Origin of the sequence: Streptomyces sp. H27-C3 (assembly GCF_030063415.1) — a bacterium.
In the GTDB taxonomy this organism is placed as follows: domain Bacteria; phylum Actinomycetota; class Actinomycetes; order Streptomycetales; family Streptomycetaceae; genus Streptomyces.
Window position 1 is genome coordinate 1 of sequence record NZ_JASITA010000015.1, and the last position, 26,938, is coordinate 26,938.

General features: G+C 70.9%; 24 protein-coding genes and 2 pseudogenes. 7 read left to right on the plus strand and 19 right to left on the minus strand.

What is annotated here, in order from left to right; genetic code table 11:
* Positions 1-277 precede the first annotated feature (277 nt).
* The 7 genes and pseudogenes from cobT to QMK30_RS16840 form a co-directional block, all read right to left on the minus strand.
* The gene (gene cobT / locus QMK30_RS16810) at positions 278-3,481 is read right to left on the minus strand and encodes a nicotinate-nucleotide--dimethylbenzimidazole phosphoribosyltransferase (protein ID WP_349362077.1); all 3,204 of its coding nucleotides are present in this window, start codon (positions 3,479-3,481) and stop codon (positions 278-280) included.
* Positions 3,411-4,199: pseudogene (gene cbiE, locus QMK30_RS16815) on the minus strand (precorrin-6y C5,15-methyltransferase (decarboxylating) subunit CbiE); the annotation flags it as partial. The gene cobT and the pseudogene cbiE, both read right to left, overlap by 71 nt.
* Before the next feature lie 92 nt (positions 4,200-4,291).
* On the minus strand, positions 4,292-4,978 hold the full coding sequence (locus tag QMK30_RS16820) for a GNAT family N-acetyltransferase (protein ID WP_283518903.1): 687 nt from the start codon (positions 4,976-4,978) through the stop codon (positions 4,292-4,294).
* 101 nt (positions 4,979-5,079) lie between these two features.
* Positions 5,080-5,940, minus strand: a complete 861-nt coding sequence (locus tag QMK30_RS16825; RefSeq protein WP_283518905.1) for a MetQ/NlpA family ABC transporter substrate-binding protein — start codon at positions 5,938-5,940, stop codon at positions 5,080-5,082.
* Positions 5,941-6,025: 85 nt separating this feature from the next.
* Positions 6,026-6,697 (minus strand): methionine ABC transporter permease, encoded by a 672-nt coding sequence (locus tag QMK30_RS16830; protein WP_283518906.1) that lies wholly within the window; start codon positions 6,695-6,697, stop codon positions 6,026-6,028.
* On the minus strand, positions 6,694-7,770 hold the full coding sequence (locus QMK30_RS16835; RefSeq protein ID WP_283518908.1) for a methionine ABC transporter ATP-binding protein: 1,077 nt from the start codon (positions 7,768-7,770) through the stop codon (positions 6,694-6,696). The genes QMK30_RS16830 and QMK30_RS16835 overlap by 4 nt, the downstream gene beginning before the upstream one ends.
* Before the next feature lie 389 nt (positions 7,771-8,159).
* Positions 8,160-8,813, minus strand: a complete 654-nt coding sequence (locus tag QMK30_RS16840; RefSeq protein WP_283518910.1) for an HAD family hydrolase — start codon at positions 8,811-8,813, stop codon at positions 8,160-8,162.
* Between the two features lie 52 nt (positions 8,814-8,865).
* Here QMK30_RS16840 and QMK30_RS16845 point away from each other — a divergent pair, with 52 nt between their 5' ends.
* Together QMK30_RS16845 and QMK30_RS16850 are read left to right on the plus strand one after the other, a co-directional pair.
* A complete protein-coding gene (locus QMK30_RS16845; protein WP_283518912.1) occupies positions 8,866-9,225 on the plus strand; it encodes a hypothetical protein in 360 nt (119 codons plus the stop codon).
* A 2-nt stretch (positions 9,226-9,227) separates the two neighbouring features.
* Positions 9,228-9,665, plus strand: a complete 438-nt coding sequence (locus tag QMK30_RS16850; protein WP_283518914.1) for a hypothetical protein — start codon at positions 9,228-9,230, stop codon at positions 9,663-9,665.
* On the opposite strand, the gene QMK30_RS16855 is transcribed toward QMK30_RS16850, so the two are convergent.
* The 3 genes from QMK30_RS16855 to QMK30_RS16865 all read right to left on the minus strand — a co-directional run bounded on the left by QMK30_RS16855 (position 9,662) and on the right by QMK30_RS16865 (position 12,019).
* Positions 9,662-10,165 (minus strand): GNAT family N-acetyltransferase, encoded by a 504-nt coding sequence (locus QMK30_RS16855; RefSeq protein WP_283518915.1) that lies wholly within the window; start codon positions 10,163-10,165, stop codon positions 9,662-9,664. The two genes, QMK30_RS16850 and QMK30_RS16855, sit on opposite strands and share 4 nt — an antisense overlap.
* A 37-nt stretch (positions 10,166-10,202) precedes the next feature.
* Positions 10,203-10,763, minus strand: a complete 561-nt coding sequence (locus tag QMK30_RS16860) for a sigma-70 family RNA polymerase sigma factor (RefSeq protein ID WP_283518917.1) — start codon at positions 10,761-10,763, stop codon at positions 10,203-10,205.
* Between the two features lie 86 nt (positions 10,764-10,849).
* Positions 10,850-12,019 carry a glycerophosphodiester phosphodiesterase gene (locus QMK30_RS16865; RefSeq protein WP_283518919.1) on the minus strand — a complete coding sequence of 390 codons (1,170 nt, stop codon included), beginning with the start codon at positions 12,017-12,019 and terminating at the stop codon, positions 10,850-10,852.
* A 257-nt stretch (positions 12,020-12,276) separates the two neighbouring features.
* Here QMK30_RS16865 and QMK30_RS16870 point away from each other — a divergent pair, with 257 nt between their 5' ends.
* On the plus strand, positions 12,277-12,948 hold the full coding sequence (locus tag QMK30_RS16870) for a lysophospholipid acyltransferase family protein (RefSeq protein ID WP_283518921.1): 672 nt from the start codon (positions 12,277-12,279) through the stop codon (positions 12,946-12,948).
* An 84-nt stretch (positions 12,949-13,032) separates the two neighbouring features.
* Here the strand turns inward: QMK30_RS16870 and QMK30_RS16875 are convergent, their stop codons facing one another.
* The 4 genes from QMK30_RS16875 to QMK30_RS16890 all read right to left on the minus strand — a co-directional run bounded on the left by QMK30_RS16875 (position 13,033) and on the right by QMK30_RS16890 (position 17,936).
* Entirely contained in the window at positions 13,033-14,574 is a 1,542-nt protein-coding gene (locus tag QMK30_RS16875) for an MFS transporter (RefSeq protein ID WP_283518922.1), read from the minus strand.
* On the minus strand, positions 14,571-15,122 hold the full coding sequence (locus QMK30_RS16880; RefSeq protein ID WP_283518924.1) for a TetR/AcrR family transcriptional regulator: 552 nt from the start codon (positions 15,120-15,122) through the stop codon (positions 14,571-14,573). Before QMK30_RS16880 ends, QMK30_RS16875 begins: the two co-directional genes overlap by 4 nt.
* 95 nt (positions 15,123-15,217) lie before the next feature.
* Entirely contained in the window at positions 15,218-16,645 is a 1,428-nt protein-coding gene (argH, locus tag QMK30_RS16885) for an argininosuccinate lyase (RefSeq protein WP_283518925.1), read from the minus strand.
* A 94-nt stretch (positions 16,646-16,739) separates the two neighbouring features.
* On the minus strand, positions 16,740-17,936 hold the full coding sequence (locus QMK30_RS16890) for an argininosuccinate synthase (RefSeq protein ID WP_283518927.1): 1,197 nt from the start codon (positions 17,934-17,936) through the stop codon (positions 16,740-16,742).
* 181 nt (positions 17,937-18,117) lie between these two features.
* Here QMK30_RS16890 and pdxR point away from each other — a divergent pair, with 181 nt between their 5' ends.
* The 4 genes and pseudogenes from pdxR to QMK30_RS16910 form a co-directional block, all read left to right on the plus strand.
* Positions 18,118-19,509 carry a MocR-like pyridoxine biosynthesis transcription factor PdxR gene (gene pdxR / locus QMK30_RS16895; RefSeq protein WP_283519123.1) on the plus strand — a complete coding sequence of 464 codons (1,392 nt, stop codon included), beginning with the start codon at positions 18,118-18,120 and terminating at the stop codon, positions 19,507-19,509.
* A 160-nt stretch (positions 19,510-19,669) separates the two neighbouring features.
* Positions 19,670-21,028, plus strand: a complete 1,359-nt coding sequence (locus tag QMK30_RS16900; protein ID WP_283518928.1) for an NAD(P)/FAD-dependent oxidoreductase — start codon at positions 19,670-19,672, stop codon at positions 21,026-21,028.
* A gap of 36 nt (positions 21,029-21,064) precedes the next feature.
* Positions 21,065-21,646: a pyridoxamine 5'-phosphate oxidase family protein gene (locus QMK30_RS16905; RefSeq protein ID WP_283518930.1), complete on the plus strand. Its 582-nt coding sequence runs from the start codon at positions 21,065-21,067 to the stop codon at positions 21,644-21,646.
* Positions 21,647-21,736: 90 nt separating this feature from the next.
* Positions 21,737-22,075: pseudogene (locus QMK30_RS16910) on the plus strand (hypothetical protein); the annotation flags it as partial.
* Between the two features lie 37 nt (positions 22,076-22,112).
* Here QMK30_RS16910 and QMK30_RS16915 read toward each other — a convergent pair.
* Genes QMK30_RS16915 through argC form a run of 5 tightly spaced genes read right to left on the minus strand, consistent with a single transcriptional unit; the run spans position 22,113 to position 26,938 of the window.
* Entirely contained in the window at positions 22,113-22,655 is a 543-nt protein-coding gene (locus QMK30_RS16915) for an arginine repressor (RefSeq protein ID WP_283518932.1), read from the minus strand.
* A 17-nt stretch (positions 22,656-22,672) separates the two neighbouring features.
* Positions 22,673-23,818, minus strand: a complete 1,146-nt coding sequence (locus QMK30_RS16920) for an acetylornithine transaminase (protein WP_283519125.1) — start codon at positions 23,816-23,818, stop codon at positions 22,673-22,675.
* Positions 23,819-23,856: 38 nt separating this feature from the next.
* On the minus strand, positions 23,857-24,762 hold the full coding sequence (gene argB, locus QMK30_RS16925; RefSeq protein WP_283518934.1) for an acetylglutamate kinase: 906 nt from the start codon (positions 24,760-24,762) through the stop codon (positions 23,857-23,859).
* Positions 24,759-25,913: a bifunctional glutamate N-acetyltransferase/amino-acid acetyltransferase ArgJ gene (gene argJ, locus QMK30_RS16930; protein ID WP_283518936.1), complete on the minus strand. Its 1,155-nt coding sequence runs from the start codon at positions 25,911-25,913 to the stop codon at positions 24,759-24,761. Before argJ ends, argB begins: the two co-directional genes overlap by 4 nt.
* The gene (gene argC, locus QMK30_RS16935) at positions 25,910-26,938 is read right to left on the minus strand and encodes an N-acetyl-gamma-glutamyl-phosphate reductase (RefSeq protein WP_283518937.1); all 1,029 of its coding nucleotides are present in this window, start codon (positions 26,936-26,938) and stop codon (positions 25,910-25,912) included. The genes argJ and argC overlap by 4 nt, the downstream gene beginning before the upstream one ends.

Consider the following 26,938-nt stretch of genomic DNA (forward strand, 5'->3'; position numbering starts at 1 on the left):
GTTTTCTCACGCTCCCGGGAGACGCCCCGACACGGCCCCACCCGGGCACCGTCGGCAAGGCCCCCGGGGGCGCAGGGCGCCGGGGAAAGGCCCCGCGGGCCCGGGGCCGTATCGCGTCGGGGCGTCTCCCGGGAGCGTGAGAAAACCCCGCGGGCCCGGGGCCCGGGGTCCGTACCGCGTCGGGGCGTCTCCGGGAGGGCCCGGGGGGCTGGGGGGCCTGCGGCCGAAGCCCCCGGGCGCCTGCTGGGCGGTGGGGGCTTCTGCGCAGCGGGCGGGGTTACTTTTCCGTCACGCCTGCCGAGTCGAACGTCGCCACCTCGTGCATCGCGCGGGCCGCGCTCTGGACCACCGGGAGCGCCAGCAGAGCGCCCGTGCCTTCTCCGAGGCGGAGGTCCAGGTCGACCAGCGGGCGCAGGCCCAGCTTGTTCAGGGCCGCCACATGGCCCGGCTCCGCGCTGCGGTGCCCGGCGATGCAGGCCGCCAGTGCCTCGGGGGCGATGGCGCGGGCGACCAGGGCCGCCGCTCCCGCGCTGACGCCGTCCAGGATCACCGGCGTACGCAGAGACGCTCCGCCGAGCACGAAGCCGACCAGCGCCGCGTGTTCCAGGCCGCCGACCGCTGCGAGAACGCCGATCGGGTCGGCCGGGTCGGGCTGGTGGAGTTCCAGCGCACGACGTACTACATCGATCTTGCGGGCGTGCATCTCGTCGTTGATGCCCGTGCCGCGGCCGGTGACCTCCGCCGGGTCCAGGCCCGTGTAGACGGAGATCAGAGCCGCCGAGACCGTGGTGTTGGCGATGCCCATCTCGCCCGTGATCAGCGCCTTATTGCCGGCAGCGACCAGATCGCGGGCCGTTTCGATGCCCACCTCGATCGCGGCGAGCACCTCTACGTGGGTGAGGGCCGGTCCCGTGGTGAAGTCGGCCGTTCCCGCGCGCACCTTGCGGGGCAGCAGGCCCGGCGTGGCCGGGAGTTCACCCGCGACGCCGACGTCGACGACACAGACCTCCGCCCCGACCTGGTTCGCGAAGGCGTTGACGACCGCACCGCCGCCGAGGAAGTTGGCGACCATCTGCGAGGTCACCTCCTGCGGCCAGGCGGTGACACCCTGCGCGTGCACCCCGTGGTCACCCGCGAAGATCGCGACGGCCGCGGGCTCCGGGATCGGCGGCGGGCACATCCGGGACAGACCGCTCAGCTGCGCGGAGATGATCTCCAGCATGCCGAGCGCCCCGGCGGGCTTGGTCATCCGCTTCTGGCGCTCCCATGCCTCGCCGAGCGCCTTCGCGTCCAGCGGGCGGATGTGCGCGACGGTCTCCTGGAGCAGATCGTGCGGCTCCTCGCCGGGCAGTGCGCGACGACCGTACGTCTCCTCGTGGACGACCCAGGACAGCGGGCGCTTCTTGGACCACCCGGCCTGCATGAGCTCGGGCTCCTCCGGGAACTCGTCGACGTAGCCCACGCAGAGGTACGCGACGACTTCAAGGTGCTCGGGCAGGCCCAGTGAGCGGACCATCTCGCGTTCGTCGAAGAAGCTGACCCAGCCGACGCCGAGGCCTTCGGCGCGGGCGGCGAGCCACAGGTTCTCGACGGCGAGCGCCGAGGAGTACGGGGCCATCTGCGGCTGGGTGTGCCGGCCTAGGGTGTGGCGGCCGCCGCGGGTGGGGTCGGCGGTGACGACGATGTTCACCGGGGTGTCGAGGATGGCCTCGATCTTCAGTTCCTTGAACTGCTTGGCGCGGCCCTTGGGCAGCGACTTGGCGTACGCGTCGCGCTGGCGCTGCGCCAGTTCGTGCATGGTGCGGCGCGTCTCGGCGGAGCGGATGACCACGAAGTCCCAGGGCTGGGAGTGACCGACGCTCGGCGCGGTGTGCGCGGCTTCGAGGACGCGCAGCAGGACCTCGTGCGGAATGGGGTCGCTGCGGAAGCCGTTGCGGATGTCGCGGCGCTCGCGCATCACGCGCAGCACCGCCTCACGCTCGGCGTCGTTGTAGCCGGGGGCGGGGCCGGGGCCGTCGGGGACAGCGGTGAGAGGGACAGCGGTGAGAGGGACGGCCGCCTCGGGCTCGGGCTCGGGTGCGGTCTCCGGCTCGGGTTCCGGTGCCGGCTCCGTCCCGGGCTCCGCGGGCAGCTGGGCGGCGGGGCCGCCGTCGCGGGGAGCGGGGACGATCGATGCCGCGAGGGGGTCGGCCTGTACCGCCGGTACGGGCTCGGGCAACGGCTCGGCCTCGGGCTGCGCGGCCGGAGCCTCTTCGAGCACCGCCGAAGCGGGCTCGGGCAACGGCTGCGGCTCGGCTTCGGGGATCACGGGATCGGCGGACGGGCTCTCAACCTCGGGTGCATCGAGTGCATCGGCTGGTGCGGCCGCTTCCGCTTCCGGCGCGGTCCACGGCGCCACCGGCTGCGGCTGCTCGGGCTCGGACAGCGGCTCCGGAGTGGATTCCGCCAGGGGCTGCTGCGCAAGTACGGGCTGCGCAAGCAGCGGCTGCTCGGGTGCCAGTTGTTCGGGTGCCAGTTGTTCGGGCATCGTCATGACCGGTGCTGCGGGTGCGTCCTGAGCGATGGGTTCGACCGGCGTCGGAGCGAGTCGGGCTGGAGTCGCAACAGTGCCCTCGGCGGGGGCGAACTGAACGGCGGCCTGGGGCTGGAGCTGTGGCTCCGGCACTGCGGCGACAGCCTCAGTCTCACCCGTGGCTGCAGCCGCAGCCTTGGCCGGTTCAACGGCGAGGTATTCGGGAGCTACCTGTTCAGGGGCGGCCTGCTCCGCAGTGACGGGCTCGGCGGCCATCGGCGCCGGGGCGATCGGCTCGCCCTCCGTCCGCTCGGCCTCGATGTCCAAGGGAACCGGGGGCTCCGCGAAGACCGGCTCGGGGGCGACCGGTGCAACAGGCGCGACGGGTGCGGCCTGTTCCGGCTCTGGCTCTGGCTCTGGCTCTGGCTCTGGCTCCGGCTCCGGCTCTGGCTGGATGCTCACGGCCTCCTCCGCCACCGGCTCGGGCGCGACCTCGGGCGCCGCTGCGGCTGCCGGGTCGGGCGTCGGGGCCACGGCCTGGATCTGGGGGTCCGGAGCCGGGAGATCCGCCGGCGCGGGTACCGGTACCGGCTCGGCCACGGGCTCCGCCGACGGCTCGGGCGCCGGTTCCGGAGCCACAGGCTCCGGAACGACCGTTTCTGCTGGAGCCTCCTGAGCGACCTGGGGCACCTGGGACTGCGGCTGTACTTGAGGCTGCGGCCACGGTGTGGCGACCTGCGACGGGATCACCCCGAGCTGCGGGCCGGGCAGTACGTCGATCTCCTCGCGCGGAATGTCGAGGTACTCGGGGCCGGTGATGGCAGGCCCCGGGTTGCGCAGCGGCACGGGGTGCGCCGGGCTGACACCGGCGGGGCCCCGGTCGGCCAGCGAACGTACGACTCCGGCGGAGGCGTCGGGCACCTGCGGTCCGAGGTGGAGCGGGCGGCGCGGGGGGGGCGGCGTCGCCATGGACGCCGGAGCAGCGGACCGCGCCGAGCTGGACATGGGCTGGGGCATCCGTACACCGCTGAGGTCGACGGAGCCGGAGTCGCGACCACCGGCCTCGTGCGCGCCCTGCGACACCGGGGCCGCCGATGACGATGACGACGTTGGGGTCGCGCCAAACGTGGTCGGCGACCTTGTCGGAGGTGAGGACGGTGATCTGCTCGCGGGTGGTCCCCAGCTCCTCGCAGATGACGAAGGTGCGGTGGACTCCTTCGAGGAGCAGGGCCAGTTCGGCGGGCCCCGCACCCGGCGAGGTGAGCACGGCGACCTTGGAGTACGCCCGGCACACATTGACGGCGCGGCGCAGCGTACGGCGGTGGGCGACGACCGTCTGCGCGTCGTCCCAGGGCATCCCGGCGCGGGCGAACGCGGTGGCCACCGACGAGACGGCGGACACCACTTCGACCTCCAGGCCGTGCTCGGCGGCGCGCAGTGTCCGTACGACGCCGAAGAATCCGGGGTCCCCGTCGGCGAGGACCACGGCGGTGCCCCGGTGCCCGGCGATCCGGCGGGCGGCGAGATCGACGCTGCCGAGGCGGATGCGCTCGGCGCCCGGCGGCACCTCGGGCAGTGCCAGGTGGTGCGCCGCCCCGGCGACGAGGGTCGCTGCGGCCAGGGCGGAGCGGGCCGCCGCGGTGAGGGGCGAACCGTCCCAGCCGATCACCGTGACCCGGTCGGCCATCGTCGTCAGTCTCCTGAACTTGTCGCAGGTCGGGGCAGCCCGGCGCGGCGCCGGGGGCAGGGTGAGAGTACCTGGTACGGACCTGGGCGGGGTCAGTTCCAGTCGGTGTAGGTGCCGTAGCCGCCGGCCTCGGCCATCTGGTCGGTGACGCCGTCCAAGTCCTCCGGGAGCAGGCTCCAGACGATCAGGTCGGTGCGGATGTCCGTCCAGCCGCCGTCCTGGGTCTGCGTTCGCGCTATCCAGGCGTTGCGCAGGACACCCTCGCTGATGCAGCCGATCTTCTGCGCGACCTGCTGCGAGGCCGTGTTGTCCGCGGCGGTGCGCAACTCCAGGCGCTCGAAACGCTGGTCGCGGAAGATCCATTGGGCCATGGCGAGCACCGACTCGGTGGCGTACCCCTCACCGCGCGCCCAGTGAGCCGTCACATAACCGATCTCGGTGGCGCGGGTGCGCCAGTCGGTGTGCTTGAGGTGGACGCTGCCGACGAGCCGCTGGGTGAGGAACTCGGTGACGGCGAGGGCGATGCCGCGGCCCTGGGTCCGCTCGGCAGGAGCGATCCTGCGGACCCAGCGTTCGGCGTCGCGTGTGGTGTACGGGTGGGGCGCCGACGTCCAGGCGGTGACCATCTCGTCGTTCATCATCTCGGTCAGCGCCGGGATGTCCGACTCGTCGAAGGGGCGCAGCACCAGCCGGTCCGTGCTGATGGAGATGTCCGGGAAGGTGGTAGTCATGCTCACTCCATGCCGTGGACCGTCGTAAAGGACGTAAAGGCACAGCATGCAGCATCGCGGCCGGGGCACGCAGGCGCGGGTCGACGCGGGAAGGCCCCGCGCACCCGGTGGGGTGGGCGGGGCCTTCGCTCACAAGGGCCGTACGGGTGTCAGGACTTGACGGCGCCGAAGGCCGGGACGACCTTGCCGTCGTACTTGTCCTCGATGAACTTCTTGACCTCGTCGGAGTTCAGGAGCTTTGCGAGCTTCTGCACGCGTGCGTCCGTCTCGTTGCCCTTCTTGACGGCGAGGAAGTTGGCGTACGGGTTGCCTTCGGCCTTCTCGATCGCCAGGGAGTCCTTGGCCGGGTCGAGGTCGGCCTCGATGGCGTAGTTGCCGTTGATGATCGCGGCGTCGACGTCGTCCAGGGCGCGGGGCAGAGTGGCGGCCTCCAGCTCCTTGAACTCCAGACCCTTCTTGTCCTTGATGTCGGAGAGCTTGGCGTCCGTGCCGGCGCCGTCCTTCAACGTGATCAGGCCGTTCTCGGCGAGCAGCTTGAGCGCGCGGCCCTCATTGGTGGTGTCGTTGGGCACCGCGACGGTCTGGCCGGGCTTGATCTCCTTGAGGTCCTTGGACTTCTTGGAGTAGAGGGCCAGCGGCTCCAGGTGAACGTTGACGACGGGCACGATGGTGGTGCCCTTCTTCTTGTTGAAGTCGTCGAGGTACGGCTTGTGCTGGAAGAAGTTGGCGTCGACCTCGCCGCTCTGGGTCGCGGTGTTCGGCAGGACGTAGTCCGTGAACTCCTTGACCGTGAGCTTCAGGCCGTTCTTCTCCGCCAGGTTGTCCCTGACGTAGTTGAGGATGTCGCCGTGCGGCGTCGGGGACGCGGCGACGACGAGTGCCTTGGACTCGTCCGCCTTGCCCGACTCGGACTTGGCACCCGGGTCGGAGGCGGTGCCGCAGGCGGTGAGGCCCAGGGCGAGGGCGGCGGAGGCGGCGGCAGCCGCAGTGATCTTGAGGTTCTTGCGCACGAAAAGTGCCTCTTTCTGGTCTTGCGGGTGGTAGCCCGGACAAGGAGTGCGGGCTTGTGTGGGGAAGAAAGCTCGGGAGGAAGGTCTAGGAGGCGATGTGGCTGCGGCGGGCGAGGAGCCGTATCGCGCCGTCGCCGATGAGCTGCACGACAGTCACCATCGCGATCAGGATGGCCACGGTGATGAGCATGAGCTGGGTCTCGAAGCGCTGATACCCGTAGGTGACCGCCGTGTTGCCGAGGCCTCCGCCGCCGACCGCGCCCGCCATCGCCGAGTAGCCGACGAGCACGATCACGGTGGTGGTGACGCCGGAGATCAGCGACGGCAGGGACTGCGGCAGCAACGCCTTGAAGACGACGGTCGGCACGGAGCCGCCCATCGACTGCACGGCCTCGACCAGTCCGTGGTCGACCTCTCGGATCGAGGTCTCGACGAGCCGGGCGAAGAACGGGATGGCGCCGATGGCGAGCGGCACGATCATCGCGGACGGACCGATGAAGGTGCCGACGAGAAGCTTCGTGAAGGGGATCAGGGCGATCAGCAGGATGATGAACGGCAGCGACCGGCCGATGTTGACGATCGTGCCGACGACCTTGTTGACCGTGAGGTTCTGGAGCAGCCCGCCCTTGTCCGTGAGGACGAGCAGGATACCCAGCGGGAGTCCGCCGAGGACCGAGACGGCCGTGGCCCACAGCACCATGTAAAGGGTGTCGATGGTGCCCTGCTCCAGCAGTGGCTGCATTTCCGACCAGGTCACTTGGCACCTTCCTTGACCAGCGTGGGGGGCTGCGCCGCTACCTGCGCGGGCGTTTCGGTTCCGGGCGCGTTCTCCTCGACGACCTCGACCTGCAGGCCCTGCTCGCGCAGGAAGCCGACGGGGACGACGTTCTCCTCGTACAGTCCCGGCAGCTCGATGCGCATGCGGCCGATCTGGTTGCCGCCGACGGTGTCCATCGCGGCGCCCAGGATCGAGATGTCGATGTTGTACGTACGGGAGAGCTGGGAGATCACCGGCTGCGTCGCGGCCTCACCGTGGAAGGTGACGTCGATGACGGTCCGGCCGGGGCCGGACGCCTGACCGCCCACCGGGAACAGCTCGTGCGCGAGCTCGGAGCCGGGAGTCGCCAGCAGTTCGCTGACCGTGCCGGACTCGACGATCCGCCCGCGCTTCATCAGCGCGGCCGAGTCGCAGACCGTCTTCACGACGTCCATCTCGTGCGTGATCAGCAGGACGGTCAGGCCGAGCTGCCGGTTGAGGTCGCGCAGGAGCCGCAGGATCGAGCGGGTGGTCTCGGGGTCGAGGGCCGAGGTGGCCTCGTCGGAGAGCAGCACCTTGGGGTCGCCGGCCAGGGCCCGTGCGATGCCGACGCGCTGCTTCTGACCGCCGGAGAGGTGCGCGGGGTAGGCCTTCGCCTTGTCTGCGAGGCCCACCAGGTCGAGCAGTTCCAGGGCCTTGCGGGAGCGCTCCTGGCCGGAGATCCCGATGATCTCCAGGGGCAGTTCGACGTTGTCCTTGACCGTGCGCGAGGACAGCAGGTTGAAGTGCTGGAAGACCATGCCGATGCGGCTGCGGGCGGCGCGCAGTTCCCTGCCCGCTCGCCGGCCGCGGCCGGCGAGTGCGGTGAGGTCCTGACCGTCGACCGTCACGATGCCGGCGGTGGGGCGCTCCAGCAGGTTGACGCAGCGGATGAGCGAGGACTTTCCGGCGCCGCTCTGGCCGATGACTCCGTACACCTCCCCCTCACGAACGTGCAGATCGACGCCGTCCAGGGCGGTGACCTCGCGGCCTCGCGAGGGATAGACCTTGGTGAGGCCCGTAGTGGTGATCACAGGGTTTCCGTCACTGTCGAGTGCGCGGCGAGGTGTCCGCCGGGCACGGGGCATTCGTCTTGGGGGGACGCGGCACGGCCGAGCCGGCGGTGAGTACCGGAGGGCAACACGTGCGCGGGGCAGGCCCGGCTCGGCCGACACATACGTGGCTGGTCGGGCGCGGGGCGGCTGTCGGGTCTCGCTTCGGGGCGCGAGGCTCGGGCAGGGGCCCTCAGAAGGCGCACATTCGACACATACAACGAGCACCGGGCGTCATCGTCGCCTCGGTCGCAAGGGTGCGGCTGCTCATCGTGGTCATGCAACGAGTAAACCAGACGGGAGTACGGACCGATCACTGCTGTCCGAATAGCGGATGCCCACGTCTCACTATCGGGACGGGCCCGGCCTCATCAGTCGGCCGTGACGATCTCCACGCCGTACTCCGTGGCCTGTGCCGACACCGCCGAGAGGTCGGTGACGACCACATCGGCCGTCAGCTCGGAGCGGATGTGCGTTGTGGCCAACGCCACGGTCGTCATGCCCGCCGCGCGGCCGGCCTGGAGCCCGGCCGGGGCGTCCTCGAACACCACGCAGCGGGCCGGGTCCACCCCCAGCCTGCGCGCCGCGAGCAGGAAGGGCTCCGGGTCGGGCTTGCCGCGCGTGACGTCGTCCGCGGCGATCAGCGTCTTGGGGGTGATGCCGACCCGCTCCAGCCGCGCCTCGGCGAGGCGGCGGGTGGCGGAGGTGACGACGGCCCAGCGGTCGGCGGGCAGGCTCGCGAGGAGCTGGGCGGTGCCGGGCAGCGGTACGACGCCGCCGGGGCCGCTCACGTCCTCGACCTCCAGCTGTTCGATACGGGCCACCGCGCCCGGCACGACGTCGGCGGGCAGCAGGTCGGCGGCGATCTCCGCGGCGGGTCGGCCGTGCAGCTCGACGCGGGCGAACTCCTCGGCCGTGATGCCGTACTCCTGCGCCCAGCGGGTCCAGCAGCGGATCACGGACTCCATGGAGGACAGGAGTGTTCCGTCGTTGTCGAACAGGAGGGCCTCGGCCTGGATCTTCATGCTGACCGACCCTACGTCCAGCGGCCTTCGCTTCCGTAATACGCTCGTGGTCATGCTCGACGCCCTGACGGTCACGGTTTCCGTGGCCGCGCTCGCACTCGCCGCGTGGTGCGGTTACGCCGCGTTTCGCGATCAGCCCACCAAGGACTGGCACTTCATCGGCATGGCCGTGGTGTCGGTGCTCGCGCTCGCCCAGCTGGTGATCGGCGTCGTGCTTCTCGCGCGCGGCGAGAAGCCGGACGAGGGCGCGGTGATCTTCGTCTCGTATCTGATCGGGGCGTTCGCGGCGGTGCCCGCCGCGGGCTTCCTCTCGCTGGGCGAGCGGACCCGCTGGGGCTCGGTGACGGTCTCGGCCGGCGCGGTCGTCCTGGCCGTGCTCGAAGTCCGGCTGCACGACATCTGGGGAGGCTGACGATGAGCGGGTCCGTCGCCGAGGAACAGGGCCGGGAGCCGGGTCGCACCAGGCTGGTCAAGGGTCCCGGGCTGCTGCTGGTGTGGCTGTACGGAGTGATGTCCGTCGGCGCAGTGTCCCGCTCGGCCTACCAGATCGCCACGGAATTCGACCGTGCGCCGCTCGCGTACGCGCTGTCCGCCGTGGCGGCGGTGGTCTACGCGTTCATTACGTACACCCTCGTCCGGGGCGGCGAAAGGGCCCGCAGGGCGGCGCTGGTGTGCTGCGCCGCCGAGCTGGTGGGCGTGCTCGTCGTCGGGACCTGGACAGTGGTGGAGCCGTCCGCGTTCCCGGACACCACCGTCTGGTCCATGTTCGGCAGGGGGTACCTCTTCATTCCGGTGCTGCTGCCGGTCACCGGAGTGCTCTGGCTGCGCAGGGCGCGTCGGGACACCTTCTAGGCACTCGCGACGTAGGCCTGGGCCTCGGTCTCCTTCTCCAGCGTGACGAGGGTGAGTCCCGGGCCGAGCCGCTCGGTGGCCACCGGGGCGTAACCGTGGCTGCGGTAGAGCCGCAGGTTGACCTCGCTGCGGTGGCCGGTGAAGAGCTGGAAGCGCTTGGCGGCCGGCTCCCCCGCGAAGTGCACCTCGATGGCGGCGAGCAACCTTCCGCCGAGACCGTGTCTCCGCATCCTGGGGTGGACGATCAGCTTGGCGATGCGCGCCGTGCCCGCTTCGTCGACGCTGCCGCGGACCGAGGCGACCACTTCGTCGCCGAGACGGGCCACCAGGGTGTGGCTGCGGCCGAGTTCGGCGCGCAGGTCGTCGAGTGACTGGGTCAGGGGCTCAATGCCGTAGTCGCCGTAGAGCTCGGCCTCGCTCTGGTAGCACAGGTACTGCAGCTTGAGGATGTGTTCGGCGTCCTGTTCCGTTGCCGCTGAGATGGTCACGCTCATGCCCATGTGTGCATGCCTCCCGCTCGCCTGCTCCGCCGGTTGCTTACCGCTCCTTTCCCCCTGGGCCAGGAGCTGCAACCTCCGCCGCCAGCATTCTGCGCAGGCATCCCAGGCAACGGGAACGCATGGGCCCCAAGCTGCCTTGTGACATTCCCAACTCCCCTGCAATTTCGCGGTAAGTGGGGTCCGCGGGGGACAACATCGCAGCCAACAGCCGCGGACAGCGCCCGGGCAGCCTGCCGACCGCGTCGCGCACGGCGCGGCGCCGCTCGGCGCTCAGCGCCGCGCGTTCCGGGCACGCGGCGTCCGGGGCGGCGGCCGGCGGGGCGGCGTGGGGAAGTTCGCGGCGTGCCCGGCTGCGGGCCAGGCGTGCCTCGGTGCGCACGGCGCGGCGCACCCAGAGCGCCGGGTCGGGCGGCGGGCCGGCCCCGTCGAGCAGTTCGAGCAGGCGCAGCCATACGTCCTGTTCGAGGTCGCCGGGTTCGATTCCGGTCCCGGCGGCCTCCGCCCCCGCCTCGGCGGCCAGCAGGGGGCGCAGGGCGCTGAAGAGGTCGGGCGCGGAGGCGGCCGGGGCGGGCTGTGCGTGGCGTACGGAGTGGGTCATGCCACGCGGGACGTGCCGCTGACGGCCCGCGGTTGCCGCCTGCCAGGACAATCACCCGTCCGTGGCGGCGGCTCCCGCGGCGGCGGTCAGCGTCCGGCGAAGTCGGCGGCCGCGAGCAGCGCGGTGTCCGGGTTGTCGGAGAAGATCCCGTCGATGCCCTGCTCGAAGTACAGCTGGAGGGCGCCGAACGCGTTCCCGTACGCGGCGGGGTCGGTGCCGCGCCTGAAGTCGGCGGGCAGGAAGGTGTTCTCGTTGCGCAGCGTGTACGGGTGCAGGATCAGCCCCTTCGCGTGCGCGTCCCGCACCAGCGTGGTCGGCTTGCCCAGCTTGCCCGCCGCGTCCCTGGGGATGATCAGGTTCAGGGTGGGGCCCAGTCCCTGGGCGAAGCTCGCGATCCACTTCAGGCCCTCGGGCTTGATCAGGTCGTCGACCTTGCGCGGGTCGCCCGCCACGACAAAGTCCCACGGGCGGGTGCCCAAGCCGTCGAGCAGGACGACGCGCGGCGCCGCGACCAGCTTGGCGAGGCGACGCATGCTGGTCGGCTCGAAGGACTGCAGGAAGTTGGGCGAGGACTTCTTGTCACGGCCGTACTTGCGCAGCAGCTTGGCGAGGGGCTCTTCGAGGGGGAGGCCCAGGCCGCGGAAGTAGGTGGGGTGCTTCGTCTCGATGTGCAGCCAGATCCGCCGGCCGCGCGACCGCCCCTCCTTCTCGGCCCAGCGCAGTACCTCCTCGAAGGTGGGAATGGCCCAGCGGCCGTCGTAGAGGGTGTTCTCCTGGCGGACGGCGGGGATCCGCTCCTTGGCGCGCAGCGTCTTGAGCTCGGCGAGCGTGAAGTCCTCGGTGAACCAGCCGGTCAGTGACACCCCGTCCACGGACTTGGTGGCCTTGCGGTCCGCGAACTCGGGGTGGGCGGCGACATCGGTCGTCGCGGTGATGTCGTTCTCGTGCCGGCAGACCAGGTGGCCGTCCTTGGTGGGCACCAGGTCCTGCTCGATGACGTGCGCGCCCATGTCGAGGGCGAGCTGGTACGAGCCGATGGTGTGCTCGGGGCGGTAGCCGCTGGCCCCGCGGTGCGCGACGACGGTCGGTACGGGAAGATCGTGGTACGACCCGTGGTCCTCGCGGCCCCTCTGCCCGGCCTGACGGCCGTCGGCTCTCGCCGTGCCCGCCAGGCCGAGTGTGACGCCGCCCGCGCCGAGCACGGCCGCCCCGAGCACGGTCCGCCGTCCGGGGTTGTTCTGTCCGGCCTGTGTCATGAACGCTCCTCGTGTGATGTCCCGCACCTGTGAAGTCCACGTACTGCCTGGAAACTGCCGAAAGCGAAGGCCTGATGGTAGGCGTCTACGTCTTACGCAGACGAGGATGTGGACGGAACGCAGTGGAAACAGACGTCAACACTGCGTATCCACTTGATGAACCCGATGTGCGATCAGGCGGAGCCCGCGAGTATCGTCCTCACCTGCACAGACTTCACTCACGACCAGCCCGCCCAGCCACGACACCGGAGGAAGCGTTGTCCCGTCACGCGCTCATCAAGGCAGTGCTCGGACCGATCATGCGCCTGATGTTCCGCCCACGCGTGGAAGGCGCACAGAACATTCCTGGGACAGGACCGGTCATCCTCGCCGGCAACCACCTGACGTTCATCGATTCGATGATCATGCCGATCTGCTGTGACCGGCAAGTTTTCTACATCGGCAAGGACGACTACGTCACCGGCAAGGGGTTCAAGGGCAGGCTGATGGCCTGGTTCTTCACCAGCTGCGGAATGATCCCGGTGGACCGTGACGGCGGCCGTGGCGGTGTCGCCGCGCTGATGACCGGCCGCCGGGTCCTCGAAGAGGGCAAGGTCTTCTCCATCTACCCGGAGGGCACCCGCTCCCCCGACGGCCGTCTCTACCGGGGCCGAACGGGCATCGCGCGTCTCACGCTGATGACCGGTGCGCCGGTGGTGCCGTTCGCGATGATCGGCACGGACAAGCTCCAGCCCGGCGGCGCCGGGCTGCCGCGTCCGGGCAAGGTCACGGTCCGCTTCGGTGAGCCGATGGAGTTCTCGCGCTACGAGGGCATGGACCGCGACCGCTATGTGCTGCGCGCGGTGACGGACTCGGTGATGGCCGAGGTCATGCGGCTTTCCGGCCAGGAGTACGTGGACATGTACGCGACGAAGGCGAAGGCCGCCTGACCGGCGCGAGAGTGTGGGTACGGCGGAGGGGCGGGCCACCAGTGGCCCGCCCCTCCGCCGTACCGCTGTGTGCCCGGTACGCCGTCAGTGCTCCACGCCGTCCTCCAGCTTCTGACCGCGGAGCATGAACCACGCGGCGACCGCCGTGGCGAAGAGCAGCGCCGAGCCCACCGCGGCGGCGGTCTGGAAGCCGTCGGTGAAGGCGCTCTGCGCCGACGAGAGCAGCCGCGCGCTCACCTCCGGCGACAGCTCCTTCGCGGACTGCACGGCGCCGCCGAGCGATTCGTGCGCCGCGTCGGCCACCGCGGCGGGGACCCCCGCGGGCACGGTGAAGCCGCGGTAGATGCCGGTCACGATCGAGCCGAGCAGGGCGATGCCGAGCGCCGCGCCCAGTTCGTACGCCGTCTCCGACACGGCCGAGGCGGCGCCCGCCTGCTCCTTGGGAACACTGGAAAGGATGACGTCGGCGGTCACGGTGAAGGCCATGCCCGCGCCCATGCCGCCGAGGAACAGGGCCAGGCCCAGCAGCACGACGCCGGTGTCCGCCGAGACCAGCGTGCACGCCGCCAGGGACAGCGCGAGGGCAAGCAGACCGCCGGATACCGCGCTGCGGACCGAGGCCCGGCGCGCCGTGTAGCCCGCCAGCAGGCCCGCTCCCACCGCGCCTACCGCGGCGGGCAGTTCGATGAGGCCGGCCTTCAGGGGCGAGTGCAGCTGGACGAGTTGCAGGAACTGCGAGAGGAAGAAGACCAGGCCGGACAGGCCGAGGATGGTCAGCAGGTCCGCCAGGACCGCCCCGGAGAACCCGCGGTGATGGAAAAGACGCATGTCGAGCAGGGGCGCGGGCAGCGTGAGCTGGCGTCGTACGAACCAGTAGAGGGCGCCCGCGCCGACACCCGCCGCCGCGAAGACGTACCAGTGGAAGCCGTGCGCCGCCGCCTCCTTGACGGCGTATACGACCCCGGCCATGCCGATGAGGGAGAGGCCGACGCTGGGCAGGTCCCACGGGCCCGGCGCCGGGTTCTTCGACTCGGGAAGCAGCTTGATGCCGACGACCACCAGGACGGCCATCACCGGCAGGTTGATCAGGAAGACCGAGCCCCACCAGAAGTGTTCGAGCAGGAAGCCGCCGACCACGGGGCCGACCGCGGCGCCCGCGGAGGCCGCGGCGCCCCAGATGCCGATGGCGAGGCTGCGCTCCTTGGCGTCGTGGAAGATGTTGCGGATCAGCGCGAGGGTGGACGGCATCAGCGTCGCACCGGCCACGCCGAGCAGCGCGCGGGCGACGATCATCATCTCGGGGCTGGTGGCGTAGGCGTTGAGCACCGAGACCCCGCCGAAGGCGACGGCGCCGACAAGCAGCAGCTTCTTGCGGCCGATCCGGTCGCCGAGGCTGCCCATGGAGACGAGCAGACCGGCGATGACGAACGAGTAGACGTCGCCGATCCACAGCAGCTGGGTGCCGGACGGCTTGAGATCCTCGCTCAGGAAGGGCGTCGCGAGGCCGAGCACGGTCGCGTCGACGGCCACGAGCAGTACCGCGAGAACAAGAACGGCGAGCGCGAGCCAGGGGCCGGGTCCGCGCGCCGCGTCCGGCCGCTTCGCGTGCTGATCAGTACTGGTCATTTCTCCACGCTCCGCCGCGCCCCGCCCAGCAGCAACTCGACGATCATGTACTGGAAGTCCTTGGCGGCGACCCGCCCGTCGTGGACGGACCACGCGCCGGCGCCCACCAGGCCGTACAGCGCCTCGGTCAGCCAGGCCGGGGTGAGGTCGATGCGGAACTCGCCCTGCTCCTGCCCGCGCCGGAAGAGTGCGGAGATTCGGGCGTCGAGCCTGGCCCATCCGTCGTTGACCTGCTCGCCCTCGAAGAGCTGGTTCTCGGTGACGAGGAAGGCGAGGAGGCCGGCGACCGGCTCCACCTCGGCGACGAGCCGTCGCAGCGCGCCCTCGGCCCGGTCATCGCCGAGCCTGGCGGCGTCCATCGCCGACTCCAGCTCCTGGAGTCCGAAGTCCTCCAGCGCCTTGACCAGGGCGTCACGCCCGGCGAAGTGGCGGTGGAGGGTGGCCCTGCCGATGCCCGAGGCCCGGGCGACCTCGTCCATCGTGGCGGTCGCCCTGCGCGAGAGAAGGGCGGCGGCGGTGCGCAGCACCTGTTGGCGGTCGACTGTCATGAGACAACCATAACCACGGTGAGACATGGACGTCTCACCGTGGTTATGGTGGAGGGATCTTTAACTTCAGGGTCGTCAGGGGTCGTCAGGGGTCGTCAGTTCTTGGCGGTGGCCCAGGCGTGCTGGACCGCCAGGTCCTGCTTGACCTCGGCGAGCTGGACGGCGACGGCGGAGGGAGCCGTGCCGCCGCGGCCGTCGCGGGAGGCGAGGGAGCCGGCGACATTGAGGACCGTGCGCACCTCGGGGGTCAGATGCGGGGAGATCTTCGCGAACTGCTCGTCGGTGAGCTCGTCCAGCTCGATGCCCTGCTGCTCGCACTCCTTGACGCACTCGCCCGCGACCTCGTGCGCGACCCGGAACGGGACGCCCTGCCTGACCAACCACTCGGCGATGTCGGTGGCGAGCGAGAAACCGGCTGGTGCCAGCTCCGCCATGCGCTCACGGTTGACGGTGAGCGTGGCCATCATGCCGGTGAAGGCGGGCAGCAGGACTTCGAGGGTGTCGCAGGAGTCGAAGACCGGCTCCTTGTCCTCCTGGAGATCGCGGTTGTACGCGAGCGGCAGCGCCTTCAGCGTCGCCAGCAGGCCGGTGAGGTTGCCGATGAGACGGCCGGACTTGCCGCGCGCCAGCTCCGCGATGTCCGGGTTCTTCTTCTGCGGCATGATCGACGAGCCGGTGGAGAAGGCGTCGTGCAGGGTGACGAAGGAGAACTCCTTCGTGTTCCAGATGATGATCTCTTCCGCGATCCGGGAGAGATTGATGCCGATCATGGCCGTGATGAAGGCGAACTCGGCGACGAAGTCGCGGGAGGCCGTTCCGTCGATCGAGTTGCCGCAGGAGCCGTTCTCGAAGCCCAGGTCGGCGGCGACCGCCTCCGGGTCGAGGCCGAGCGAGGATCCGGCCAGGGCGCCCGAGCCGTAGGGCGACACGGCCGTCCGGTCGTCCCACTGCCGCAGCCGCTCCGCGTCCCGGGACAGCGACTGGACGTGGGCCAGCACATGATGGGAGAAGAGCACCGGCTGGGCGTGCTGGAGGTGCGTACGGCCGGGCATGGCCACGTCGGGGTGCGCCTCGGCGAGGCCGACGAGCGCGTCCTGGAGCTCGGCGACCAGGCCGCCGACGATCCGGGCGTGGTCGCGCAGATACATCCGGAAGAGGGTCGCGACCTGGTCGTTGCGGGACCGGCCGGCGCGCAGCTTGCCGCCGAGGTCAGGGCCGAGGCGTTCGAGCAGCCCGCGCTCCAGGGCGGTGTGCACGTCCTCGTCGGCGATGGTGCCGGTGAAGGAGCCGTCGGCCACGTCGGCTTCGAGCGCGTCGAGCCCGGCCTGCATCCGGGTCAGCTCGTCCTCGGTGAGCAGCCCCGCCTTGTGGAGCACGCGCGCGTGGGCGCGGGAGCCGGCGATGTCGTACGGGGCGAGCCGCCAGTCGAAGTGGACCGAGGCGGACAGCTTCGCCAGGGCCTCGGCCGGTCCGTCGGCGAAACGGCCGCCCCAGAGCCGGACGTCACCACTGTTGCTGCTCACTTACTGCTCCTCAAAGGGGGATGTACGACCGCCTCCCCGTCGCGGAGGAACGGGGAGGCGGTACAGCCTGCTGGTCGGGCAAGTCGGCGTCAGGCTACGCCTGGAGGTCACGCTTGGCGGCGATCTTCGACGACAGGCCGAAGAGCTCGATGAAGCCCTGCGCCTTGGACTGGTCGAAGGTGTCGCCCGAGTCGTACGTCGCCAGGTTGAAGTCGTACAGCGACTCGTCGGAGCGCCGGCCCGTGACCACGGCACGGCCGCCCTGCAGGGTCATCCGGACGTCGCCGGTGACGTGCTGGTTGGCCTCGTTGATGAAGCCGTCCAGGGCCCGCTTGAGCGGCGAGAACCACAGGCCGTCGTAGACCAGCTCGCCCCAGCGCTGCTCGACCTGCTTCTTGTAGCGGGCCAGCTCACGCTCGACGGTGACGTTCTCCAGCTCCTGGTGGGCGGTGATCAGCGCGATCGCGCCCGGCGCCTCGTACACCTCACGGGACTTGATGCCCACGAGCCGGTCCTCGACCATGTCGATCCGGCCGACACCCTGCGCGCCGGCCCGCTCGTTGAGCTGCTGGATCGCTTGCAGGACAGTGACGGGCTTGCCATCGATGGCGACCGGGGCGCCCTCCTTGAAGGAGATGACGACCTCGTCGGCCTCGCGCTGCGTCGCCGGGTTCGACGTGTACTCGTAGATGTCCTCGATCGGACCGTTCCAGATGTCCTCCAGGAAGCCCGTCTCGACGGCCCGCCCGAAGACGTTCTGGTCGATGGAGTACGGGGACTTCTTGGTGGTCGCGATCGGGAGGTTCTTGTCCTCGCAGAAGGCGATCGCCTTGTCCCGGGTCATCGCGTAGTCGCGGACCGGGGCGATGCACTTCAGGTCGGGGCCCAGTGCGGAGATGCCGGCCTCGAACCGGACCTGGTCGTTGCCCTTGCCGGTGCAGCCGTGGGCGACGATGCCCGCGTTGTGCTTCTTCGCGGCGGCGACGAGGTGCTTGACGATCGTCGGCCGGGACAGCGCGGAGACCAGCGGGTACCGGTCCATGTACATGGCGTTGGCCTTGATCGCCGGGAGGCAGTACTCGTTGGCGAACTCGTCCTTGGCGTCGGCGACTTCCGCCTCCACCGCACCGCAGGCAAGGGCGCGCTTGCGGATGACGTCCAGGTCCTCGCCCCCCTGGCCGACGTCCACGGCAACGGCGATGACCTCGGCGCCCGTCTCCTCGGCGATCCAGCCGATGGCGACTGAGGTGTCCAGGCCGCCCGAGTAGGCGAGTACGACGCGCTCGGTCACTGTCTTCTCCTTACGATGCATGTGGTGATGGGCATAAGTATGCACTCCACCGTATGTTTCGTCAACGCGCTCCTCGATAGGGTCTTCCTCCATGGCGAAGTCAGCGGATTCACCGCGCTCAGAGGGCCCCGAAGGGCCGGCGACGGGAGCGGATTCGGCGCGCTCGTGGGCCGAGGCGGCGATGCGGGTCGGCAGCGATCTGCATCTGGAACTCGCGGGCCCCGGCAGCCGCCGCGCCACCCTCATCCGCGCCCTGCGCGATGCCGTACGGGACGGCCGGCTGACCCCGGGCACCCGGCTGCCGCCCTACCGGTCACTCGCCGCCGATCTCGGTCTGGCCCGAAACACCGTGGCCGATGCCTACGCCGAGCTGGTCGCCGAGGGCTGGCTGACCGCCCGGCAGGGCTCGGGCACCCGCGTCGCCGCGCGCGCCACCCCCGTCGGCCCGGCCCGCGTCACGACGAGGACGCCGACCCGCACCGCCCCTCCCGCGCACAATCTGCGGCAGGGCCAGCCCGACGCCGCGTCCTTCCCCCGCGCCGCCTGGCTGGCCGCCGCGCGACGGGCCCTGAACGCCGCCCCCACCGACGCCTTCGGCCCCGGCGATCCGCAGGGCCGCGTCGAGCTGCGCCGCGCCCTGGCCGAATATCTGACGCGGGCCCGCGGGGTACGCACCGACCCCGGGCGGATCGTGATCTGCGCCGGTGTCGGGCACGCCCTGCGCCTGCTGTTCGACGGCGGGGTGCTGCGCGGCCCGTTGGCCGTCGAGTCGTACGGTCTCGGCTTCCACCGCTCCGTCCTGGACGCCGCTTCGGTCCGTACGGTCCCGCTCACGCTCGACGAACACGGCGCCCGCACTGGCGAGTTGGCGGACCTGTCGGGCATCCGGGGGGTGCTGCTCACCCCTGCCCACCAGTTCCCCACCGGCGGCCCCCTGCATCCCGAGCGGCGCGCCGCCGCCGTCGACTGGGCCCGTAGCCGTGGCGGCGTGATCCTGGAGGACGACTACGACGGCGAATTCCGCTACGACCGCGAACCGGTCGGCGCCCTGCAGGGGCTGGACCCCGACCGCGTCGTCCACCTGGGCTCCGTCAGCAAGAGCCTGTCCCCCGCGCTCCGGCTGGGCTGGCTGGTCCTGCCCGAGCACCTCGTCGGTCCCGTCCTGGCCGCCAAGGGCGAGCGTGAGGCCTGGACGAGCGTTCTCGACCAGCTCACGCTCACCGATTTCATCGACGGGGGCCACTACGACCGGCACATCCGGCGCATGCGCCAGCGCTACCGGTCGCGCCGCGACCAGTTGGTCGCCGCCCTCGCGGAACACGCCCCGCACATCACCGCGACCGGCATCGCCGCGGGCCTGCACGCGGTGCTGCGGCTGCCGCCCGGCACCGAGCGCTCCACCACGATGGCCGCCGCAAAGCAGGGGCTCGCGCTCGACGGCCTGGCCGAATTCCGCCACCCGGCCGCCACCATGCCCACCGAGGACGGGCTGGTCGTCGGTTACGCCACCGCACCCGACCACGCGTACCGGGCGGCGGTGGAGGCACTGTGCCGGGCCCTGCCGCCCCCGTGACCGGCCGGGCCGGGCCGCCCTGCGGGGATGCCGGTTCGCACCGGCCGGCCGGATCTTCGCGATGCCCCCGAATGCACCCCGCCGACAGGCGGGCACCCGTTCGAACGCCGATGGTGAGAAGCGGAACAGCCACCGGTACCCGTGAGGAGCAGTGGAGACGATGACGCGACCGAGAATCCTCGTGGTCGGCGCGGGTTTCGCCGGAGTGGAGTGCCTGAACCGGCTGGAGCGGAAGCTGTCTCCCGGCGAAGCGGAACTGGTGCTGGTCTCGCCGTCCGACTACCAGCTCTATCTGCCGCTGCTGCCGCACGTCGCGGCGGGGGTTCTCACACCGCAGTCCGTCGCGGTGTCACTGCGCCGCCGGCTGCGCCACACCCGCATCATCCCGGGCGGCGCCATCGGCATCGACGCCAAGGCCAAGGTCTGTGTCATCCGCAAGGTCACCGGTGAGGTGGTCGCGGAGCCGTACGACCAGCTGGTCCTCTCGGCCGGCTCCACCACCCGCACCTTCGACATCCCTGGTCTGACCACCCATGCGCGCGGCATGAAGTCGCTGGCCGAGGCAGCGTATCTGCGCGACCACGTCATCGCCCAGCTCGACATCGCGGCGGCCACCACCGATGACGCGGAGCGCGCCGCGCGGCTGCAATTCGTCGTGGTCGGCGGCGGGTACGCCGGCACCGAGACCGCCGCCTGTCTGCAGCGCCTCACCTCGGCCGCCGCCAAGCGCTATCCCCGGCTCGACCACGCCCTGATCAAGTGGCACCTGGTGGACGTCGCGCCACGGCTGCTGCCCGAGCTGGGCGAGAAGCTCGGCGAGAAGGCCATGGCCATGCTGCGCCAGCGGGGCGTCGAGTTCTCGCTGGGCACCTCGGTCGCCTCGGTCGACGCGACCTCGGTCAAGCTCACCGACGGCCGTATGCTGCCGTCGCACACCCTGATCTGGACGGCGGGCGTCGCGGCGAGCCCCCTGGTGGCGACGCTGGGGGCGAAGACCGTGCGCGGCCGACTCGCCGCGACGGCCCAACTGACCGTGCCGGGCTGTGACGGGCTGTTCGCGGCGGGCGACGCCGCGGCCGTCCCCGACCTCGCCAAAGGCGGCGACGCCATCTGCCCGCCGACCGCGCAGCACTCGCAGCGCCAGGGCAGGGCGATGGCCGACAACATCGTGGCGCGACTGCGGGGCACCCCGCTCAGGCCGTACCTCCACAAGGACCTGGGCCTGGTGGTGGACCTGGGCGGCAAGGACGCCGTGTCCAAACCCCTCGGCATCGAACTGCACGGCCTGCCGGCCCAGGCCGTGGCCCGCGGCTACCACCTCATGGCGCTGCCCACGTTCACCGCCAGGACCCGGGTGGTGACCAACTGGGCGCTGAACGCGGTGGCGGGCGACGACTTCGTCCGTACGGACTTCCAGGCCCGGCGGGAGGGCACTCTGTACGACTTCGAGAGCGCCGCCGCGTATCTCACACCGGACCAGGTGCGCGAGCACAGCAAGGCGCTGATCTCCAAAGCGTAGGGCGCCGCCGGGACCCCGTCGCGCATAATCTGTGCCATGGGAAAGCTCTTCAAACGGATAGACGGCAGGATCCGCGACTTCATCGAGGACCAGCCCCTCTTCTTCACGGCCACCGCGCCACTGGCCGACGACGGACACATCAACATCTCGCCCAAGGGCCGGGCCGGGACCCTCGTCGTCCTGGACGAAATGACCCTCGCCTACCTGGACTTCGGCGGGAGCGGCGCCGAGACTGTCGCGCATGTGCGGGAGAACGGGCGCATCACGCTGATGTGGTGCGCCTTCACCGGACCGCCCAAGGTGCTGCGGGTGCACGGACAGGGCGAGGCCCTGTTCCGGGACGACCCCCGGTGGGCCGACCTCATCACCCGGTTCAAGGACGTCGACGGACCGAGCGCCCGCGCCATCGTGGTCGTCCACGCCCGGCGGATCAGCGACAGCTGCGGTTTCGCCGTTCCCTTCATGGAGTACCAGGAGGAACGGACGCAGCACGCCGAGTACTTCGGCCGCAAGACGGACGAGGAGTTCGCCGCGTACTGCGACAAGAAAGACTACATCGGGGTCAGCCTGGACGGGCTGCCGGCGCTGCCGCTGCCTCTCCCCCTTCGTGCCGATTGATCCCGCCCCCGTGCCGGAGGAATGCGCGTACGGGGCAGTGGGGCCCTCCCTGAGAGGCCGTCAGTACCGGTTCGGCGTACGGTCCCGAACATGCGTACAGCTCTCGTCGTCGGCGCCGCGCTCCTGTCCCTCGCCTCCCTCGGCGCCGCGCCCGAGCCCCCGGCGCCGCTCCCCGAGCGGATGGCGGACACCGGCGGCGGCACCCAGCTGATCACCGCCGAGGCTCCGCACACCGGTTCCACCACGGGTCGGCTGACCTGGTGGGACCGGCGCGGCGGGCGTTGGTCGCCGACCGGTTCGGCCGAGGCCAGGTTCGGGGCGAACGGGCTGGTGGACGACGGGCGGCGGGCCCAGGGCACGAACACCACGCCCACCGGCCTGTACGACCTGCCGTACGCCTTCGGCATCGCGGCGGCGCCGGCCGGGACCGAGGTGCGATCCGGCCGCCTCCTGAAAGACGCGCGCGCTAGCGGTCGTTCTGGGCCAGCCGCAGCAGATGGTCCGCGAGCGCCTGGCCGCCCGCCGGGTCCCTGCTGATCAGGAGCAGCGTGTCGTCGCCCGCGATGGTGCCGAGGATGACGTGCAGTTCGGCCTGGTCGATGGCCGAGGCGAGGAACTGGGCGGCGCCCGGGGGCGTACGCAGGACCACGAGGTTGGCCGAGGCCTCCGCCGAGATCAGCAGTTCGCTGGAGAGGCGCCGCATGCGCTCCTCCTTCGCGGACTCGCCCAGCGGTGCCTGCGGGGTGCGGAAGCCGCCCTCGCTCGGTACCGCGTAGATCAGCTCGCCGCCGGTGTTGCGGATCTTCACCGCGCCCAGCTCGTCGAGGTCGCGGGAGAGCGTCGCCTGGGTGACGTGCAGCCCGTCGTCGGCGAGGAGCTTGGCGAGCTGGCTCTGCGAACGCACCGGCACCCGGTTCAGGATGTCCACGATCCGGCGGTGCCTGGCCGTACGGGTCTGCGGTACGGCAGGGCCGCTGTGCTCGTTGTCCTTCGCCTGCGCCTCGGTCATCGTCGTCAGTCTCCGGATCATCGGTCCCCGTGTGCGGTGTCGAGAACCCCGGGCAGGACCCGGAGGAACGCTTCCACCTCGTCGTCGTCGATGACGAGCGCCGGCATGAGCCGTACGACATCGGGGGCGGGCGCGTTCACCAGGAGACCGGCGTCCTGAGCCGCCTGCTGCGCCTGGGCGGCGAGTGGCTCGGTGAGCACGATACCCAGGAGTAGTCCCGCGCCACGGACGTGGGAGACCAGAGGGTGTCCCAGTGACTCGATTCCATCGCGGAGCTTTTCCCCGATCCGCTTGACCCGGTCGAGGAGACCGTCGGCCGCGATGGTGTCGAGTACGGCGAGTCCGGCCGCACATGCGACGGGGTTTCCGCCGAAGGTCGTGCCGTGCTGGCCGGGCTCCAGGAGGTCGGCTGCGGGGCCGAAGGCGATGGTCGCGCCGATGGGCAGTCCGCCGCCGAGGCCCTTGGCGAGCGTGACCAGGTCGGGCTCGACGCCTTCGTGTGCCTGGTACTCGAACCAGTGGCCGGTGCGGCCGATGCCCGTCTGGACCTCGTCGAGGACGAGCAGGGTGCCGGTGGCCCGGGTGATCTCACGGGCCGCCGCGAGGTAGCCCTTGGGCGGTACGACTACACCGTTCTCGCCCTGGATCGGCTCGATGACCAGCAGCGCGGTGTCGGTGGTGACGGCGGCGCGCAGCGCTTCGACGTCGCCGTACGGGACGTGCGTGACGTCGCCGGGCAGCGGCAGGAAGGGCTCGCGCTTCTTGGGCTGGCCGGTGAGCGCGAGGGCCCCCATGGTCCGCCCGTGGAAGCCGCCTTCGGTGGCGACCATGTGCGTACGGCCGGTCAGTCGCCCGATCTTGAAGGCCGCCTCGGCGGCCTCCGCGCCGGAGTTGCAGAAGTACACGCGGCCGGGGCGGCCGAAGAGCTGGATCAGCCGCTCGGCGAGCGCGACGGGCGGCTCCGCGAGGAAAAGGTTCGAGACATGGCCGAGGGACGCGATCTGCCGGGACACCGCTTCGACGACGGCGGGGTGGGCGTGGCCGAGAGCGTTCACGGCGATGCCTCCGACGAAGTCGGCGTATTCGTTGCCGTCGGCGTCCCAGACCTTGGCGCCCTCGCCGCGGACGAGCGACAGCCTCGGGGTGCCGTAGTTGTCCGCCATGACGCCCTGCCAGCGCCCGATCAGCTCCTCGTTCGCGGTCACTTCGTTTCCCCTTCGTACTCGTCGGGCACGACCATCGTGCCGATGCCTTCGTCGGTGAAGATTTCCAGCAGGATCGAGTGCTGCACCCGGCCGTCGATCACGCGGGCGGTGTTGACCCCATTGCGTACGGCGTGCAGGCAGCCCTCCATCTTGGGGACCATGCCGCTGGAGAGCTCGGGCAGCAGCGTCTCCAGCTCCTTCGCCGTCAGCCTGCTGATCACTTCGTCGCTGTTCGGCCAGTCCTCGTAGAGACCCTCTACGTCGGTGAGGACCATCAGGGTCTCGGCGCCCAGGGCGGCGGCGAGCGCGGCCGCCGCGGTGTCGGCGTTGACGTTGAACACATGGTGGTCGTCGGCGCTGCGGGCGATGGACGAGACGACCGGGATTCGGCCGTCGTCGAGCAGTGCCTGGATGGCGCCGGTGTTGACCTCGACGATCTCGCCGACCCGCCCGATGTCGACGGACTCGCCGTCGATCAGCGGGTAGTGCTGGGTGGCGGTGATGGTGTGCGCGTCCTCACCCGTCATGCCGACGGCGAGCGGCCCGTGCTGGTTGAGCAGCCCGACCAGTTCACGCTGCACCTGGCCCGCCAGGACCATGCGTACGACATCCATGGCCTCGGGCGTGGTGACCCGCAGGCCCGCCTTGAACTCGCTGACCAGGCCGTGCCGGTCCAGCTGGGCGCTGATCTGCGGGCCGCCGCCGTGCACGACGACGGGCTTGAGCCCGGCGTGGCGCAGGAAGACCACGTCCTGGGCGAAGGCTGCCTTGAGTTCCTCGTCGATCATGGCGTTGCCGCCGAACTTGATGACGACGGTGCGGCCGTGGTGACGGGTCAGCCACGGCAGCGCCTCGACGAGGATCTGCGCCTTGGGCAACGCGGTGTGCTTGCGTGCGCTCATGAGCTGTACGCGCTGTTCTCGTGGACGTAGTCGGCGGTGAGGTCGTTGGCCCAGATGACGGCCGTCTCGGAGCCCGCGGCGAGGTCCGCGGTGATCTTCACCTCGCGGTAGCGCATGTCGACGAGGTCGCGGTCCTCGCCGACCGAGCCGCGCTTGCAGACCCAGATGTCGTTGATGGCGACGTTGAGCTGGTCGGGGTCGAAGGCGGCCCGCGTGGTCCCGATCGCGGAGAGCACCCGGCCCCAGTTGGGGTCCTCGCCGTGGATGGCGCACTTGAGGAGGTTGTTACGGGCGATGGAGCGGCCCACCTCCACGGCGTCGTCCTCGGTCAGCGCGTTGATGACCTCGATGCGGATGTCCTTGCTGGAGCCCTCGGCGTCGCCGATGAGCTGCCGGGCGAGGTCGCCGCAGACCGTGCGTACGGCCTCGGCGAACTCGTCGTATCCGGGCGCCACTTCGGACGCGCCGGAGGCAAGCAGCAGCACGGTGTCGTTGGTCGACATGCAGCCGTCGGAGTCGATGCGGTCGAAGGTCGTGCGGGTGGCGTCGCGCAGCGCCCTGTCGAGGGCGTCGGCGGGCAGATCGGCGTCGGTGGTCAGCACGACGAGCATGGTGGCGAGGCCGGGGGCGAGCATGCCCGCGCCCTTGGCCATGCCGCCGACGGTCCAGCACTCGCCGCCCGCGACGGCCGTCTTGTGGACGGTGTCGGTGGTCTTGATGGCGATGGCGGCCTTCTCGCCGCCGTGCGCGGAGAGTTCGGTGGCGGCCCGCTCGATGCCCGCCAGGAGCTTGTCCATCGGCAGGTTGATGCCGATGAGCCCGGTGGAGGCGACGGCGATCTCACCGGCGCCGTGCTCCGCGAGGACCTCGGCGGCCTTCTCCGCCGTCGCGTGCGTGTCCTGGAAGCCCTGGGGTCCCGTACAGGCGTTGGCGCCACCGGAGTTGAGGACGACGGCGGAGACCCGACCGCCCTTGAGTACCTGCTCGGACCAGAGGACCGGCGCGGCCTTCACACGGTTGGAGGTGAAGACGCCCGCGGCGGCCAGGCGGGGCCCGTTGTTGACCACGAGGGCCAGGTCGGGTCCGCCACTGTCCTTGATTCCGGCCGCGATGCCCGCCGCCGTGAATCCCTGTGCTGCCGTGACGCTCACGGTGCTACTCCGATCGTGGAAAGCCCTGTGTCCTCGGGGATTCCGAGGGCGATGTTCATGCTCTGGACGGCGCCGCCGGCGGTGCCCTTGGTGAGGTTGTCGATGGCGCTGATCGCGATGATCCTGCCGACGGCCCCGTCGTACGCGACCTGGATCTGGACGGCGTTGGAGCCGTACACGGAGGCGGTGGCGGGCCACTGCCCCTCGGGGAGGAGGTGCACGAACGGCTCGTCGGCGTAGGCCTTCTCGTACGCGGCGCGCACGCCCTCGGCGCTCACTCCCGGCTTCGCCCTGACACTGCAGGTGGCGAGGATGCCGCGGGGCATGGGAGCCAGCGTCGGTGTGAACGAGACCGTCACCCGCTCCCCCGCGGCCGCGCTGAGGTTCTGGATCATCTCGGGGGTGTGCCGGTGACCGCCCCCGACGCCGTACGGCGACATCGAGCCCATCACCTCGCTGCCGAGCAGGTGCGGCTTGAGCGCCTTGCCCGCGCCCGAGGTGCCGGTCGCGGCCACGATCACGGCCTCGGGCTCGGCGAGCTTCGCGACGTAGGCGGGGAAAAGGGCGAGCGACACGGCGGTCGGGTAGCAGCCGGGCACCGCGATGCGCTTGGAGCCGGCGAGCGCGGCGCGGGCGCCGGGCAGCTCGGGGAGGCCGTAGGGCCAGGTGCCTGCGTGCGGCGCGCCGTAGAACTTCTCCCAGTCGGCGGTGTCCGCGAGCCGGAAGTCGGCGCCCATGTCGACCACGAGCACCTCGTCGCCGAGCTGCTCGGCGACGGCGGCGGACTGCCCGTGCGGGAGCGCCAGAAATACGACGTCGTGGCCTGCGAGCACCTCGGCGGTGGTGGGCTCGAGCACCCGGCCGGCGAGCGGCACCAGATGCGGCTGCAGCACGCCCAGGCGCTGTCCGGCGTTGGAGTGGCCGGTCAGGGCCCCGATCTCGACCCCTGGGTGGGCGACGAGCAGGCGGAGCAGCTCTCCGCCCGCGTATCCACTTGCCCCTGCCACTGCTGCACGTACGGCCAT